14 protein-coding genes are annotated in these 15,347 nt (G+C 43.6%); 3 read left to right on the top strand and 11 right to left on the bottom strand.

All coding sequences use genetic code 11. The features are described from left to right. Positions 1–171: 171 nt before the first annotated feature. Both MKX75_RS14505 and MKX75_RS14500 read right to left on the bottom strand, forming a co-directional pair. Positions 172–1,053: a LysR family transcriptional regulator gene (locus MKX75_RS14505; RefSeq protein ID WP_076331189.1), complete on the bottom strand. Its 882-nt coding sequence runs from the start codon at positions 1,051–1,053 to the stop codon at positions 172–174. A gap of 133 nt (positions 1,054–1,186) precedes the next feature. Next, positions 1,187–1,942: a carboxymuconolactone decarboxylase family protein gene (locus MKX75_RS14500; RefSeq protein WP_339170218.1), complete on the bottom strand. Its 756-nt coding sequence runs from the start codon at positions 1,940–1,942 to the stop codon at positions 1,187–1,189. Positions 1,943–2,292: 350 nt separating this feature from the next. Here MKX75_RS14500 and MKX75_RS14495 point away from each other — a divergent pair, with 350 nt between their 5' ends. Then, positions 2,293–2,838, top strand: coding sequence for a TetR/AcrR family transcriptional regulator (locus tag MKX75_RS14495; protein WP_076331187.1), 546 nt, complete (start codon positions 2,293–2,295; stop codon positions 2,836–2,838). 97 nt (positions 2,839–2,935) lie between these two features. Here MKX75_RS14495 and MKX75_RS14490 read toward each other — a convergent pair whose 3' ends face one another. From MKX75_RS14490 to MKX75_RS14455, 8 genes are all read right to left on the bottom strand, one after another. Next, complete coding sequence (locus MKX75_RS14490) at positions 2,936–3,901, bottom strand: aldo/keto reductase (RefSeq protein ID WP_339170217.1); 966 nt, start codon at positions 3,899–3,901, stop codon at positions 2,936–2,938. 30 nt (positions 3,902–3,931) lie between these two features. After that, entirely contained in the window at positions 3,932–4,477 is a 546-nt protein-coding gene (locus MKX75_RS14485; RefSeq protein WP_339170214.1) for an NAD(P)H-dependent oxidoreductase, read from the bottom strand. Next, positions 4,477–4,716 carry a 4-oxalocrotonate tautomerase DmpI gene (gene dmpI / locus MKX75_RS14480; protein WP_062834452.1) on the bottom strand — a complete coding sequence of 80 codons (240 nt, stop codon included), beginning with the start codon at positions 4,714–4,716 and terminating at the stop codon, positions 4,477–4,479. Before dmpI ends, MKX75_RS14485 begins: the two co-directional genes overlap by 1 nt. A 263-nt stretch (positions 4,717–4,979) precedes the next feature. Beyond that, positions 4,980–5,951: a hypothetical protein gene (locus tag MKX75_RS14475; RefSeq protein WP_339170212.1), complete on the bottom strand. Its 972-nt coding sequence runs from the start codon at positions 5,949–5,951 to the stop codon at positions 4,980–4,982. After that, on the bottom strand, positions 5,951–6,442 hold the full coding sequence (locus MKX75_RS14470) for a sigma-70 family RNA polymerase sigma factor (RefSeq protein ID WP_036615805.1): 492 nt from the start codon (positions 6,440–6,442) through the stop codon (positions 5,951–5,953). The genes MKX75_RS14475 and MKX75_RS14470 overlap by 1 nt, the downstream gene beginning before the upstream one ends. Positions 6,443–6,592: 150 nt before the next feature. Then, positions 6,593–8,173, bottom strand: a complete 1,581-nt coding sequence (locus tag MKX75_RS14465) for a histidine-type phosphatase (RefSeq protein WP_339170210.1) — start codon at positions 8,171–8,173, stop codon at positions 6,593–6,595. Positions 8,174–8,413: 240 nt separating this feature from the next. Next, on the bottom strand, positions 8,414–8,833 hold the full coding sequence (locus MKX75_RS14460; protein WP_339170208.1) for a DUF3237 family protein: 420 nt from the start codon (positions 8,831–8,833) through the stop codon (positions 8,414–8,416). Positions 8,834–8,853: 20 nt separating this feature from the next. Beyond that, positions 8,854–10,836, bottom strand: coding sequence for a glycoside hydrolase family 2 TIM barrel-domain containing protein (locus MKX75_RS14455; protein ID WP_339170206.1), 1,983 nt, complete (start codon positions 10,834–10,836; stop codon positions 8,854–8,856). Positions 10,837–11,085: 249 nt separating this feature from the next. Here MKX75_RS14455 and MKX75_RS14450 point away from each other — a divergent pair, with 249 nt between their 5' ends. Then, positions 11,086–12,288: an MFS transporter gene (locus MKX75_RS14450; RefSeq protein ID WP_145147773.1), complete on the top strand. Its 1,203-nt coding sequence runs from the start codon at positions 11,086–11,088 to the stop codon at positions 12,286–12,288. Beyond that, on the top strand, positions 12,281–12,928 hold the full coding sequence (locus tag MKX75_RS14445) for a TetR/AcrR family transcriptional regulator (protein ID WP_339170202.1): 648 nt from the start codon (positions 12,281–12,283) through the stop codon (positions 12,926–12,928). The genes MKX75_RS14450 and MKX75_RS14445 overlap by 8 nt, the downstream gene beginning before the upstream one ends. Before the next feature lie 91 nt (positions 12,929–13,019). Here MKX75_RS14445 and MKX75_RS14440 read toward each other — a convergent pair whose 3' ends face one another. Next, positions 13,020–15,281, bottom strand: coding sequence for a glycoside hydrolase family 3 N-terminal domain-containing protein (locus MKX75_RS14440; protein ID WP_339170200.1), 2,262 nt, complete (start codon positions 15,279–15,281; stop codon positions 13,020–13,022). Positions 15,282–15,347 lie beyond the last annotated feature (66 nt).

Below are 15,347 nucleotides of genomic sequence, written 5' to 3'. Positions count from 1 at the left end.
AATGCCCCCTCTTGTTGTTGCCGCCTAAATGAATAAAATCGAAAGCGCTTTAAATAACTTTCCATGCAACAAAAAAGCTATTTATCTGTAATACATAAAGGCTGCATTCACTACACCTTTAAAATATCATCTGATAAACAGCTATAGCCAATACCTATCATTTATACTTTATTATGCCTGAAAGGCATGCCTGATATGTTCCAAAAAACGTACCTCAGTTTGACTGAATACCTTATGTTTTTTCCAGACAATCACTGTTGGAAACTGAAGTTCCGGATGAAAAGGTCTAAAGCATAATGTGTCAGACTGCTTCATTGCAAGCGCACCCTCAATACAGATTGCCGTCCCTAACCCCTCCTCTACGAGGTTAAGTACATTAGATATTAAATTATAGGTCGCAACGAAGTTTAGATGTGCATATTCATCGGCAAACCAGCTTGCAATCTCATTCTGTACGACAGATCGGCTGGATATGAGCAGAGGCACTCCGGCTAAATCGGTTGAAGTTACATATTCTTTCTGTGCAAGAGGTGATGAGGTCTTCATAAGGACTCCCCAGCGCTCCTTCTGGGGCAGTCTGATGAAATCGTATTTCTCAATGTGAATGGGCTCTAACAAAATGCCCACATCGAGCAGTCCTTTATCAATTCGCTCCTTTATGTCATCCCCCGTTCCACTATAGATGTGATACTTAACCTGTGGATACTCCATATTGAAGTCTTTTAATAATTGTAAAATAACATTGGACGTTAATGATTCAACACTCCCGATCGATATGGTTCCTCCAACCAGATTATTCTGATCTTTAAACTCTTTCTCTGTTTTATCCGCAAGTGTGAGAATTTCTTCTGCTCTTTGACGTAAAAGCATGCCTGCTTCTGTCAGTGTTATTTTACTTTTCCCACGTATAAACAATTGAGTTTCTAAATTTTTTTCCAGATCAGCCAACTGTCTGCTTAACGTAGGCTGTGTCACATGTAAGATCGTTGCAGCATGTGTGATATTTTCTACACGAGCTACTGTCAAAAAATATCGAAGTACTCTAAGTTCCATAACTCCTCCTGGTTTACATTCCATTTAAGTCTGCTTGAAGCATCAATTTCTTAGCTGTATTTGCCTGTTAACCAGAAATAGACAGTTGATTGGGATAATCAACTGCCTGTAATCATTAGCGCTATTAAGGTGATTATTTCTCTGGAATGATTTCATTAACGCAGCCTAAAGCATTAAGAGTTCGAGGGAATCCCATATAGGGAAGGCAGTGAGTAAGAGCGGTGATCATGGTTTCTTTATCATTGCCGACATTGATGTTGCCCTGAACATGTGCTTTGACTTGACTATCAGCACCTCCAAGTGCACTTAGTATGCAAAGAGTAAGTAGCTCTCTTGTTTTGAGATCCAGACCTCCACGGGTATAGAAGTCACCAAAGCAAAATGCTGAAAGGTAGTCCTGTATATGCTTTTGATTTGACGGGGCATTTTTCCGGTTTTTCTCAATAATATCGCCAAAAATCTCTTTTTGGATACCAAGTCCTTTGTTAAGGCGGTTATCTTCTTCAACCCGTTGTTGACTCTCAAGAGGCAGTGCAACATGTTGTTCTTCGAAAACTTCATTCATTTCCGATATAGCATTTAAAGTTTTCGGGAATCCTAAGTATGGTGCACATTGGTAGATTGCTTCTTGGATCTCCACAGGTGTCAGTCCAACATTTAGCGCGGCACGAACATGTGCCTTGAGCTGAGGCAACGTTTGATTCGTAGTAAGTACGACCAGGGTAATAAGCTCGCGTTGTTTATCATCAAGGGCACCTTGATCGAAAATTTCACCAAATATGAAGCGACTCAATATGTCCTGAAATTCAGGATGTGTAGCATATGCCGCTGGAACTCCATCGCCGAATAGTTTTTTATATGTTTCTTGACTCTTGTCAATTCGATTCATATATTTATCAAACCTCCTGTTTCTTTTTAGTTAAAGCTAGGTGTACTCATTTTACATTGAAAGAGAAAAGAAACTATATCCTATTCATATCATTTTATTGCCTAATCCTATCAAATGAATACTGTTGAATGAGGTCTGTTTTGAATAAAAGGACTATTATAATCAATGAAATAAAGGTTTCTCGATTCCCGCTGACGCTAAAGAAAGCCATTTACAGTGAATGATATGCATATTGATTATTTAACCAAACCGTGTTTATAATGCTACAAACCGAGCATTGAAACAGTGTTATCTCATGATAAAGGATTTTCGAATAATACAATGTTAGGGTCTAAGACGGAGGTTTTTGAATGGTTAAACTGGATCGAAGAGTGATCAAATCTCAAGACGCTATTAAGAAAGCAGTACTTGAGTTGATGGCTGAAAAAATTTTCGAAGAAATTACTATCCGTGATATTTCAGATAGAGCAAACGTTAATCGAGGCACGATTTATCTACACTATATGGATAAATATGACCTACTCGATAAAATTATCGAAGAGCATATTGGCAATCTCCGTGATCTATGCCACGCTGCATCCGAAATGAGTTTTCAAGAAGGGAACTATGTTTGGTTTGAATATTTTGCCAAAAACCACTTATTTTTCTCAACCATGTTAAACACGAAAAGTGCCACTTATTTTCACAGCCGATTCATTGATCTGATTGTCGAGGAATATAAGATTGAGGTTGATACTACCGAAGGAAAGAATAAGGGCATGGATGACGAAGTTATTCTTCAATTTCTTGCAGCCGCAGTAGTTGGAAGTGTGGAATGGTGGTTCAAAAATGGAATGTCCATACCTCCTCGGGTTATGGCAGAACAGACTGGGGTATTGTTAGATAGAAACTTCTAATTCCCTTACCTTGCAGGATTCAAACAGAAGCAAACAAATAACAAATCCTCATTTCTGTTAGGAAATGAGGATTTGTTATTTGTTTATAAGAGTTCAGTTAGTGCATTGCTTTTTCCCACTCGCCTGGAACCTCGACATCCGTTTCTTCTGCTGCGATCTGCAGTTTAGTGATGTCGTCCGTAGTCAAAGTAATTTCAATGGCTTTTACAGCATCCTCGACGTGGCTCGTTTTCGTTACACCGATAATCGGAACGGTACCCTTCGCAATAGCCCATGCCATTGCAATATGGGCAACAGAGGCACTGTACTTGCTACCTATTTCTCTCATGACGTGAATCAAACTTTCGAGCTTAGCAAGGCGATCAGGACCAAAGGCTTCCCCTCTCCTTGTACCACTAGGCAAAGGATTTTGTGCACTGTATTTGTCTGTTAATGCTCCTTGTTCCAGTACCATGTAGGAGAAGAATACAATATCATTCTCTGTACAGTAATCAATAATTCCTGCTTTCTCAGACGAGCGATAGAGTAAGCTGTAATGGTTTTGCACAGCTGATATTCGCAAGCCTTCCTCCGCCAATATACTGGCTGCCAGTTTGATTTCATCCAAATTATGATTGGATACTCCTACATGACGAACCTTTCCACTTTTCATTAAAGGAATTAGTTGAGGGGTCCACCTTTTTACATCTGCAGGATTATGTATCCAGTAGATATCTGCATGATCCACATGAAGTCTTTCTAAACTTTCTTCTAAAAGTTCCTCCATTGCGTTATCGTGATCGCCTGCAATTTGTGGCGTGAACTTCGTAGAAATCAAGACTGCATCATGTTGTTTGGCAAAGCTCCCCAGTATGGACTCCGAGGAACCCATTCCATATACTGCTGCTGTATCCCATAACCAGAGTCTGGCATTCATAGCTGCGTCAAAGACTGGTTGGAGGTCCGCTTCTGTCAGCTGATTCCCGAACACGGTATTTCCTCCAGCTTCGCCGGTTCCCCAAGACCAAGTGCCCAAAGCAATCGGTGGTACATTGGTGTTATTTGATAATCGAACACTCTTCATTTACGATCACCTTCTTACTATGAGTTTTTATTAGCTGGATATCTGCTCAACTTTTGGGTTCAACGCATACGTCACGTAATCCTCGGCACTTTTCTCAAGTTGCTCATCTGACAGGTGTTGCATTACGCCAGTCAATATGTATGGTGTAAGATAGCGAGTTCCAATCATATTACTGGTTGCCTTGAATGGACGTAACAGCTCTGTAATCGAATATTTAAAGTGCCCGTCTGACATATAGTTTTCTTTTGGGGCACCAGCAGAAACGGCAACAAGAAGCTCTTTTCCATGTAGGTTATTTCCTTGGCTACCATAAGCCCAACCATAAGTCAGGACGGTATCCTGCCATTTTTTCAATAATGATGGGCTACTGTACCAGTAGAAAGGGAATTGCAAAACAATGCGGTCATGTCCTTCCATCAATTGTTGCTCGGCCGCTACATCAATTTTCTCATCAGGATAAGCCTCATATAGACGATGAACGGTAACGTTGGACTGCTTTTCCATTTCTTCGGTCAATCGCTTGTTCACACGAGAAGTTGCCAAATTTGGGTGAAATACAAGAATGAGTGTTTTCATTATAGTCGGTCTCCTTGTTGTGTGTTGTTTTCCTCGCTTTTAAGCGAATCGATTTGCTGTCTGTCTGCAATAAGCTGTCCTGCAACGCCTATGTTCTCTGTATCATTCTCCTTCACAAATACAAAAAAAGCTTGCTGAGGTATGTTCATGATATTTGAAGCTGATTCGGTAAGTTCTTGTACTAACTTTCTTTTTTGTTCTTTAGACAATTTTGCTGCTTCAACTGTAATTACTGGCATTGGCGTTGTCTCCTTTTATTTGGATTTTCATATAGATCACTGATCAACTTACTTTCATTATTTTAAACAGAAACAGGACAGTTACAATGAGCAAATCTTCAAGATGTGTGGATTACTCAACACAATAGTTACAATTGCCTATTATAATGTATATGGATTAATATGATATTCTAATTTTATGTATAAAAAGAGCGAACAAAGCACTTTCATGCCCTGTTCGCTCTTCTCCATCTACTCCTTGCACTCGTATCGCTGTGTTTTCCTTACTCGCTCAGGCTGTTCCAGAATGTTTGAAACACGCCTTTTTCAACTTCCAGGAATGCCGGAACATTACCGTAACGTACCAGACCTTCACCGAACAGAACCAGTGGAACCTGCGTTTTATCTTCAAGCGTGAGGTAGATAATCTTGCGATCTTCCTTGCCGTAGAGGTTCTCTTCCAACTCCGGGCTCGTTGCGATCGGTTTTGCAGCAGATAACGCCGAGATGAAGCTTTCCAACGATTCGTCCGCTGTTAACGGCTGAAGCTGCTGCAATCCATTGTTCCAGCTGTCAAACGTCTCCCATTGCGCCGAAGCGATGTTGCCTTCGAGATGAAGCTTTCCGATCAAGTCGGCTCCGCTACTGATGGTGATTCCGTTGTTTTTGTCAAATAGTTGAGCATACACCTGACCATCGATCTCGGTGTAAGACATGATACGGAAATCCTTATCGTAGCCATTAACCGTATAGATGTCTGCTTCACCAATGTTGGAAGCAAGCTCCGTGTATTTATCCTGACCACTCAGCTCATTGATGCCGCCAGTTGTGGTACCCAGTTTTTCACCACGCAGATTGAGTGCATTTGCGCCTTCAAGCAAAGTTGGGGACTGTGTATAGACGTTTCCTCCATAAACAACCAGTTGCATCATATCAGCCATCGCGCCTTTACCCTGTGAATCCGGCAACTCCATCTTCGGAATCACAATCGGATCGAACGATGCGCCTGGAGTCACCTCTGCCACCTGAGGAGTTGGTGTGGCTGGTCCATTGAATTGTTGCCATACACTTGGCGCAGCCAACCCAATGCTGGCAGCGATAACGACACTTGCTGCAATATATAATGGTTTGCGTTGGCGTTTCGGTCCCTGATGCTGCGTGTTCAAAGATTGCTCTACCCGTTTTTTCATTTGCTCGTTTGTTTTCATATGATCCACCGCTTTCTTGTAGTTTCGTTTGAATTGTTCTTCGTTCATTACAGTTCCTCTCCTTCAAGCTCCAGTTTTAACAGCTGTCTGCCACGTTTTAATCTCATTTTCACTGCTGACTCGCTAATCTCCAGGATCTCGCTGATTTCTCGGATTGGATAATCTTCGTAATAATACAGATGGACCACCGATCTATACTTGACGGGCAGTGACAGCACGAGTTCGATCAATGCGTGATCTTCAGGGTTGTCCGTAGTAAGGGGATCGACTCCCTCCAACTTGACCTCCCGTTTACGCCAGCCTCTGCCTAATAAGGATTTGCAATGATTGGTAATGACCCGAATCAACCATGCTTTCTGATGCTCCGCATCGTTGAATGTAGGGGCTTTTTCTATTAGTTTGATGAAGGTATCCTGAGTGGCTTCCTCCGCGTCTTCTCGTCTGCCGAGGTGCACCATGGCAATCCGGAACAGCGTATCCGCATATGTCTCATATACTTTCATCACATGATCGCCCAGCTGGGGAACTGATCGCTGCATGGTTGTTATGCCCTCCTTTATACCTCTAACACTCTTAAGGACGGCATTTGGTCACATTTTGTTTTAGATTTTTTTATTGATCCATTTCATTCAACATGCAAAAAAAGAAAGCAACCCCTTTGAGTGGAGTTGCTTTCTTCGTTCAACCAATTAGAATTTCTTCTGTAAAAGTTCAATATTATCTTCCAAACTGCTGTCCAAGCTTACGCCTACCTTCTGCAGTTTGTTTTGGTAATATGTCTTCACATCTTCCCACTTATAGTATGGGTAGGTCTTAGTTTCGATTGGGAAGGCGATTTCTTCTTCATTTCTAAGCATTTTCACCAAAACATCTTTACCGTTGGAGTACAGAATCCATTGAATATTTGCCCCCATTGGTGAGATGACCGAGCCATTCCAGTTTTGGGTCACGTCCTGCGGCTTATCTACACTAACATTCGCTCCGGCGATATCCAGGAATGAAGATAGTGGAATGATGGTTTCTGCGTGAGCAAAACGAAATATACCAGCCGTGTCTTTCTGCTGAATGGACTGTTCGGTTGACACGATCAATTCTTTGACCAGGGGTGCAATGATATTCTGCGGCAGATCTGTTGACGTTAAGGACGGACCTTTTTCATAAAAATCATTGATATTATCGACGCTCTCGTACCACTTTAACTGATTGGTTGTGAAATACCGCCCGAATTCGAAGTCACCTTCTCCTTTAATATTCGAAGAGATGATGTACAGTTCATATAGATTAGAAGCAGCCTCGGTTGGGTTGCTGAGCTTCACTTTTCCCTTCTCATCCTTCAGCTCGAACTCTCCAGCGTTCAACCGCTTGTAGAAGTCTTCAGAGAAAAATTGCAAAAGTACTTCTTTTGCATAACGCGTTCCTGTGCTCTGAGTAACATAATCCTCGTATAACTTAACCCAGTCTCCATCTTCAGCATATTCGTTATACTTTGTAGCTAAATCGTAGGGACGTAGATAAGGATCTTGCTCTTCTTCAAAGGCTGAAGCCAGAATGTCTACCTTGTTATCGCCCAAGCTATCCTTTAACCCTTCAATAAACTGATCTCTGCTCTGGGGCGTTCGATCTTTGAAAGTTGCTTGTGCAATTACTTTTTTATCTGATGTAAATAGTTCTTTGTAATTCTGCCCGACTCTGCTTCCTATTCCTTTCAGTTCTTCTCCACCCGTGGTGGATAGCAATCCATAATGATCTTTTTCAACCACCATCAGTTTGCCAATTTCCTTCTTCAACTCTTTGCCCAGATTGGTAATCTGCCCATCCTTTTCTGCGATGTCGAGCAGTTCAAAAAGCGTCTTGTCGTACTTGGAACTGGATAGATGTCTGGAACCATGTCTTCCTACGTAGTTAATAAATACGGGCTCATATCCATCAGGAGCTTCTGTATAACTTGCTTCTTTGAAAGGATATGGCGTTTTGGTACCACGGTATCCCTGCTCATCGTTAATCTTTTGTCCAACAAACACCGATTGAGTGTTGTTATCCCAGTCTACCTCTTTTCCCAAGGCTTCCCCAATCGCTCTTGCCGGTACATAAGTGACTCCGTTATATAGAAACGATTCTCCTTCCACCCTTTGACCGTTCACAACCACGTTAGCCGATTGTTCAGACACTTCGATCATGCGTTTTGAAGCTGCACCATATACGTCAAACATACTTACAGACGTTAGCATGGTGAGTGATACGACTGAAATCCCGATTTTTTTGATGATCATATTGAATAGTTTTCTCCTTATTCCGCTTAATATCGGTTTATTTTCGCTCATCATACTATAGGTGAGGAATGTCTACGCAGTACCCATTCTTTGTTAATTAAATGTAAAAGAATACATATAAATATTGACGTAAAATCGCATAACGACAAAAAGAGCCGCTCATTAGCGACTCTGACTCTGTATAACAGGCTATCTTGCGCCCCGACACATGAACAAATAATTATCATATGTTTCGCGTTATCATAGCTCCCTATATATTTTTATATCTACTCCAGACTCCGTTGGATGACCTTCGCCAATAAGCGTCGCACTGTTCAAAAAGGATAAAGCCTCGCTGTTCGTAATCATTTTGGGGGACGTGCGGAACAATGCAGTATTCAGCGCTTTGTCGATGTTTCCGTTGTTTTCGATATAAATTTTACAGCTATGCCCGCTGTTGTCCGTTCCGTGGAGCATATATCTTGCCGAGAGAGTATGCGGATCCCCATTCTTCCCGATGATCTGAGTATCCACGCCTCCACCTAACACGATTCCCTCAAAGTACTTTCCTGTTGCGCTGCCTGTAAAAGTAATCATAACAACCGAATCGCCTTCGCTATTCTGTAGATCCAATGATCTCTCGATGTTCACATGTACCGTGAACAACTCTTCTAATTTCACGCATTCCCACCTCCAGTTATTTACGTGTATGTCATCAACGAACCGCTACTCACCGAAAATCCGGTGGGTCTGATGATATCTAACATAAGTTCGTTCCATCGATTCTCAGGAATGTCGGTAAAATAAAACATGTGCTTCTCCCCAGGTGATAAATTTGGGATGTGTTCAGTAATGCAATCACCGAGCGGGTTAACCAGTCTCAGCGTATAACCAGATATCCGATAACATGGAATGTCATTTCGGTTCTCCACGGTTACTACAACTTGGGCCTTCTCCTTAACCAGTTCCACGTTGAGGTTGATTGGTGAAGCTAATCGGCGCAAAGCTTCATAAGAAGGCTTGGGCGTGCCATCTAAACTCATGGAACCATGCACCCGTTGGCGCAGCCTTCCCTCGCCTTCCTCCCCCATTTGCGTACGATAATCGTTTAGGCTGAAGTATATAAGTGCTGCGATGGCAGGATGCTTCCGGTACTCCCTTGTGTTTTCCACCAGGATCTGTGTACGACGCTCATCCCCGCCATTAAAAGCAGGCTCACATAGTCCATATTCAGCTACCACGAGAGGTTTATTTGGTAAATTCCTAGTCATATTTTGAATAACTTCCGGCCTGTCCAACTCACCGTGCCATGTCCCGATATAATCGTTCCACATGATCATGTCACCTACACCCGTGGCATCTTGGGCAGGATTCTCATGCACAGTGTTAGACACATAGTTAATGAATCTCGTATCGTCAAGTCCGTGCACTAGAGATTTGAGTTTCTCAAAATACCGGACTGTAACAGTGGATTGTCCGTTCACCTCGTTGCCAATGCCCCATGCATAAATGCAAGGATGATTGTAGTGACGATGGATCATTTCTTGGGCATGCTTAATTGAAATATTCAACCATTCATCATTAGGATCTTGTGGAGTCTGCCAATGTGGAATCTCCTCCTGCACCAGTAACCCGTTACGATCACACCACTCCAGCAGCTTGCTATCCTGCTGCCAATGAAAGCGGGTAATAACACAATTCGCATGTTTCATATGATGAAGCATCTCTTCCAACTGTGCTACCGATTCTGCCATACCGCTCATAGGATTCGATCCGGGCATCCATTCAACCCCCATAAGACGTACCGGCTCCCGGTTCAGCAACAATGTATTTCCCTCTGAGCGAATCTCTCTAAATCCTACTGCTGTGCATACCTCATCTGTAAGGACACCATCCGAGTATAAAGAAATGGTTACTGTGTATAGATGAGGATGATCAAAATGCCACAACTTAAGGTGTTCCACCTTGATGTCTTGAAAGCTTAGAATACCTTCATCGCTGGACATTTCCCATTCCTTCGAAGCTAACATGTCTTCTTCATACGACATGATCACTTTCAGTTTTACAGATTTGCACTCAGACTCATGTGGTGGTTGCTCCCACAACCGAATCTCACCAGATAACATGCCGTATGGAGCTACAGCTCCGTCCATATCGTCCGAGAAGAAAGGAGTCGCTTGAAGTTTGGAATAGTCGATTGCCGTGCGACCGCTAACCAGCAGCGATACGCCGCGAATAATTCCGCCGTCGTCTGCCCAATCAAAGCTATTTCCCATGGGAAGAGCCGTGTGGCTATTTTCATTATTCACTGATACTACGATGTGGTTGATTGTATCAAAGATGACTGTGTCGGAGATCTCTATAACAAATGGAGTGTAACCTGATTGAGTATGTTCTCCTACACGTTTTCCGTTTACCCAAACCACCGCATCTCGATAAACTGCATCAAACTGTAACCGCAGTAATTTCCCTTCCCATTCCAGAGGAGCGTAAAAATCATGACTGTACCATCCCGTTCCACGGAACTCCTCTAACCCATTTTGCACGTTCCACGTGTGGGGAATCTTAACGGTTTCACCCAAGGGAGGACCCTCTTTATACCATTGTAGTTCCGTGCCCAGATTCTCGGTATCTGCCTGAAACAACCATGATTCTTCCAATGAAACTACTGTTCTAGCACTCACTCTGATTCCTCTCTTTCTCATGCTGTTTTTTAATATGATATAGGAGACTCCTCTGTAAGGCCATTCAACATCCGCTGAATGTCATGGACAATCTGGTGACCATTTCTGATGTTGGTGAGAGAAGTGCCACATTAACGTTTAATTCACTGTCACACTAAAAAAAGATTTACAAATCTCCTTCTAGTCCATTAATATGGTTTACATACTGTAAAGGTTAACATTGTGTAAATAAAGGAGAATAATACGTACATGAGTACATTGCCAAAATCAATTCGCCTGCCGCTCTTCATTCTAATGTTGAATCTGTTTATTGCTTTATTGGGGCAAGGAATGCTTATTCCCATACTGCCAGAGTATCTGAAGCTTTTTCATGCGGGAGGTACCGTCGCCGGATTTTTGGTAGCGGCCTTTGGGGCGGCTCAATTCTTGTTTTCACCACTCGGGGGACAATTGTCTGATCGCTTTGGGCGCAAAAAATTGATCATGGCCGGAATGTTTCTTTCCGTTGTTTCGGATGTGATCTTTGCACTTTCCACTTCGCTGCCTCTCCTGTATGTCGCAAGATTCATTGGTGGAATCAGTCTCGGCCTAATGGTCCCTGCGAACCTCGCTTATGTAGCTGATATTACAACGCCAGAGACTCGCGCGAAGGGTATGGGATACTTTGGCGCAGCTATGAATCTGGGAATTGTACTTGGCCCTGGACTAGGTGGTCTAATCGCCGAGATGGGCATTCGCATTCCTTATTTCTTCGCAGCTGGTTTGGGATTGATAGCGGCTTTACTTACACTGCTACTGCCTGAGACACTTCCACCTGAGAAAAGAACGGCCTCCATTCGTATACAAAAGGGAGATCACCTGGGCAAAAAAATCTGGAGTTCGTTTAAAGTACCTTATTTCAAATACTTAATTTTGCTACTCGTCATGACCTTTGGCCTCATGAGTTATGAGACGGTATTCGCTCTTTTTGCAGAGCAAAAATACGGATTTGACGCCGCAACGATCTCCATCATCATCACCTTGGGAGCGATTATCGGTATTGTTGTGCAAATTTGGCTACTGGATTGGTTCGTGCAGAGAATTGGTGAAGTTAAGCTCATACGTCTTTCATTAATGATTACACCCATAGCTTTATTGCTGATGTTAATTAAGGTCAACCTTGTCTTTCTATTATTCGCTTCTGCGCTATATTTTGCATTCAATTCATTCTTGCGACCAGCAATCAGCACGCTAATATCCAAAAACGCAGGTGATCGGCAAGGTTATGCGTCTGGTCTGAACACCACATTCTCCAGTCTGGGAACGGTATTCGGCCCACTGATCGCAGGGCTACTGTTTGACAAAAACATCAACTTCCCGTATATTTTTGGTGCAATTATGCTTCTTGCTTCTCTTGCACTTACAATGAAAGCATTCCGTTCAAGGAAAGGACAACTGTATACAAGTGAATGAAAACTGGCATCAACAATTGAGAAATAAAAATCGTGATGATCTGATAGAAGCAGGTAAAGAGCTTTTTTTGAAATATGGATTGCTCCAGGTGAAAATAAAGGATGTATGCACGAAAGCTGAACTTAGTAGAGTGACCTTCTATAAACATTTTCAGTCGATGGATGAGCTTCTTCTAGCCATTCAGATGCAATTGATCGAACATTTAACCGATGAGGTTAGCCGTAAATCAACGAAGGACTTGAACGGACGAGAGCAGCTCACGGTCATGTTGAATGCATGGGTTGTTTTTGCCCAGGATCACCCAGACTACATCCGATTCATTCAATTATTTGATATCAACTATGAGATGTATGATTTTAGTCCAGAATTGAGAGAACAGTATGATAAGTTCAACCAGAACGGGAAAGAAAAGCATTTCCTCTTGCACGCTTTGTCCATAGGCGTAGCTGATGGCAGTATCAAGAATCTGTCCCCTCCGCTGGAACTTGCTCAGTTTATCTTCACAACGTTGATGGGCATGCTTCAACGGGTTGTTAAGATCGATCCGTCAAAATCCAGTGCAATGGATACTCGGATGACGGAGCAATTTGTGAAGATGCTGCTTCATTTTGTCTGTAGTGAGGAAATACCCGAGGAATAGCATGTTAGCATGGATCGGTAAATCAAAGTTTAAAATAAAAAACGGATTCCGTATGCTGGAATCCGTTTTTTTCTTCATTAGTAATGAGGCGTTAATCCGTTTGTACGGGCAATGTTCCTCTAGCTTTCAGTTGGCCAAGCAAAACTTTGATCCCGGCAGACGTATTCGTCTCCTGCTTTCCATACACAGCAAGCCCTGAGCGCACGTTCTGCAAATAGACCATCTCGTAAGGGTTGCCGAGTGACAATAGCGTGTACCGCTGATTACTCTTGTTCATCGAATCAATCAAGCTTTGATAATTGCTCCATCCGAACTGGCTGGCGACATTACGGAATTGGTAAGATGCAAGAATGACATAATTGGCTTTGCCAATCGCCTGAAGGGTTTCATTCATTTTGCCTTCACCAACAACTGATATTTCTGTCTTTAATGACAGGTTATTAGCAGCTTGCAATAGCTGCTTCTCGAGCTGTTTCGCCTGTTCCTGCTCGGCTGCGACAATAACAACCCGATCGCCTTGCTTCACTGGATCTGGAAGCACACCGTCGCGACTGCTGAGCACAGTGACCGCTCGCTCTGCGATTGTCTGCTCCACTACTCGATGCGCCTTCGATCCGATGATGCCATTAAGCTGAGCTAGCTTTTGTGCAAGCGATTCGCTGCTTTCAAACAGTCCATATTTCGATTTCATCTCCAAAATTCGTTTCACGGATGCATGTATGGTTTCATCCTTGATCGTTCCACTGTTCACCGCGTTCACCAACGTTTGATGGGCCGCTGCTGAATCTTTCGGCATAAGGATGATATCAACACCTGCGGAAACGGCGCGCTCTACCGATTTATTCTCCCCAAAATGCTCCGCAATTGCATTCATGGTAAAAGCATCCGAAATGATGAGACCTTCATATCCGAGCTCTCCGCGAAGAAGTCCGGTCAGTACCTTTTTCGATAAGGTGGCAGGAATCGGCACTTGTTCACCGTCTTTGAGCGAAGTGACATGCTCGTTATCTATGGCAGGAAAAGCAATATGCGCGGTCATAATCATCTCTACTCCATTCTCGATTGCAGCCCGAAACGGTTTTAATTCTACCGCATCAAGACGCTCCTGATTATGAGTTAGTACCGGCATACCAAGGTGGGAGTCTACCTGCGTATCTCCATGCCCCGGAAAATGCTTCACTGCCGCCATCACCCCGGCTTGCTGTAAGCCCTGTATTGTGGCGAGACCAAGTCGCGTCACCAAATCTGCATTCGAGCCAAATGATCGGATACCAATGATGGGGTTGTCCGGATTGCTGTTGATGTCTAGCACTGGCGCAAAGTTGATCTGCAGTCCCAGTGCCTTCAGCTCCTCCCCTGTCAGCTGCCCAGCGGCTTGAGCCAGTACTGTGTCTCCCGTTGCGCCAATCGCCATCTGACCGGGCAGATTGGTCCCGCCGGGTATGCGTTTAATAACGCCTCCCTCTTGGTCGATGCTAAGAAACAGAGGAATATCACCGGCTTCTCTTTGCAGATCATGTGTGAACGTTGTAAGCTGCTTCACGTCTACGATATTTTTATCAAAAAGAATAAGTCCGCCCAGGTCTTGATCATGGATACTGCGTTTCAGTCCTTCATTAACCGTCGTCGTGGCTTTACCATTCCACTGCCTGATGTCAGGCATAAGCATCTGACCGACTTGCTCGCTTACCGTCATATAGGATATCAGCTTGTCCCAATCCTGTGTCCGAATGGCGGCTTCGCGTTCGAAACGAATCACTCGCGACATAAACACGGCATATTCAGCGCGCGTGACAGATTGATTTGGACGAAAAGTAGCATCCGAATAACCGCCGACCAGACCATTGGAACTCATGATAAGAATAGGTGCTGCTGCCCAATGTCTGTCCGTATCTGTCCATCTTGCCGGTTCATTGCCTTCCGCGAGTGAATACGCACGTGTGAGAAACGCCGCAGTCTCTGCGCGGTTCAGCGGTGCGTCCGGACGGAAGGTCCCGTTAGGGAATCCGCTCGCAAGTCCATTTTTAGCTGCAATTGTAATTTCTCTATAAAAGGGGTGTGTAGTTGGAACATCCGAATAGGTTGTGCCTTCCACTGCTCTTTGAAGCTGCTCCGGATAAAGCTCCCGAACCATAAATGTGATGGCTTGTGCCCTCGTCACCTGTGCCCCAGGCTTGAATATCCCATTGCCATATCCGGCCACTGTTCCCCGTTTCGCCATATACGTTATGCCATCCTCTGCCCACTTCGAGTGCTTCAGATCGACAAAACGTTCTTCCGCAGCTGCGCCCCCCGCCCCTATCAGCATAGAGCCGAGAACGGCTCCAAAGATCGTCTTCCATTTTACATGCATCTATTTCACTCCTGTTGTTAATCTATGGATGAATAGACGCTACTACGATATCGTTTGTTGCGCTTG

The organism is Paenibacillus sp. FSL R5-0341 (assembly GCF_037975235.1).
Classification (GTDB): domain Bacteria; phylum Bacillota; class Bacilli; order Paenibacillales; family Paenibacillaceae; genus Paenibacillus; species Paenibacillus amylolyticus_A.
Note: the sequence above shows the minus strand (reverse complement) of the source record. Positions and strands in the feature narration are given on the sequence as shown.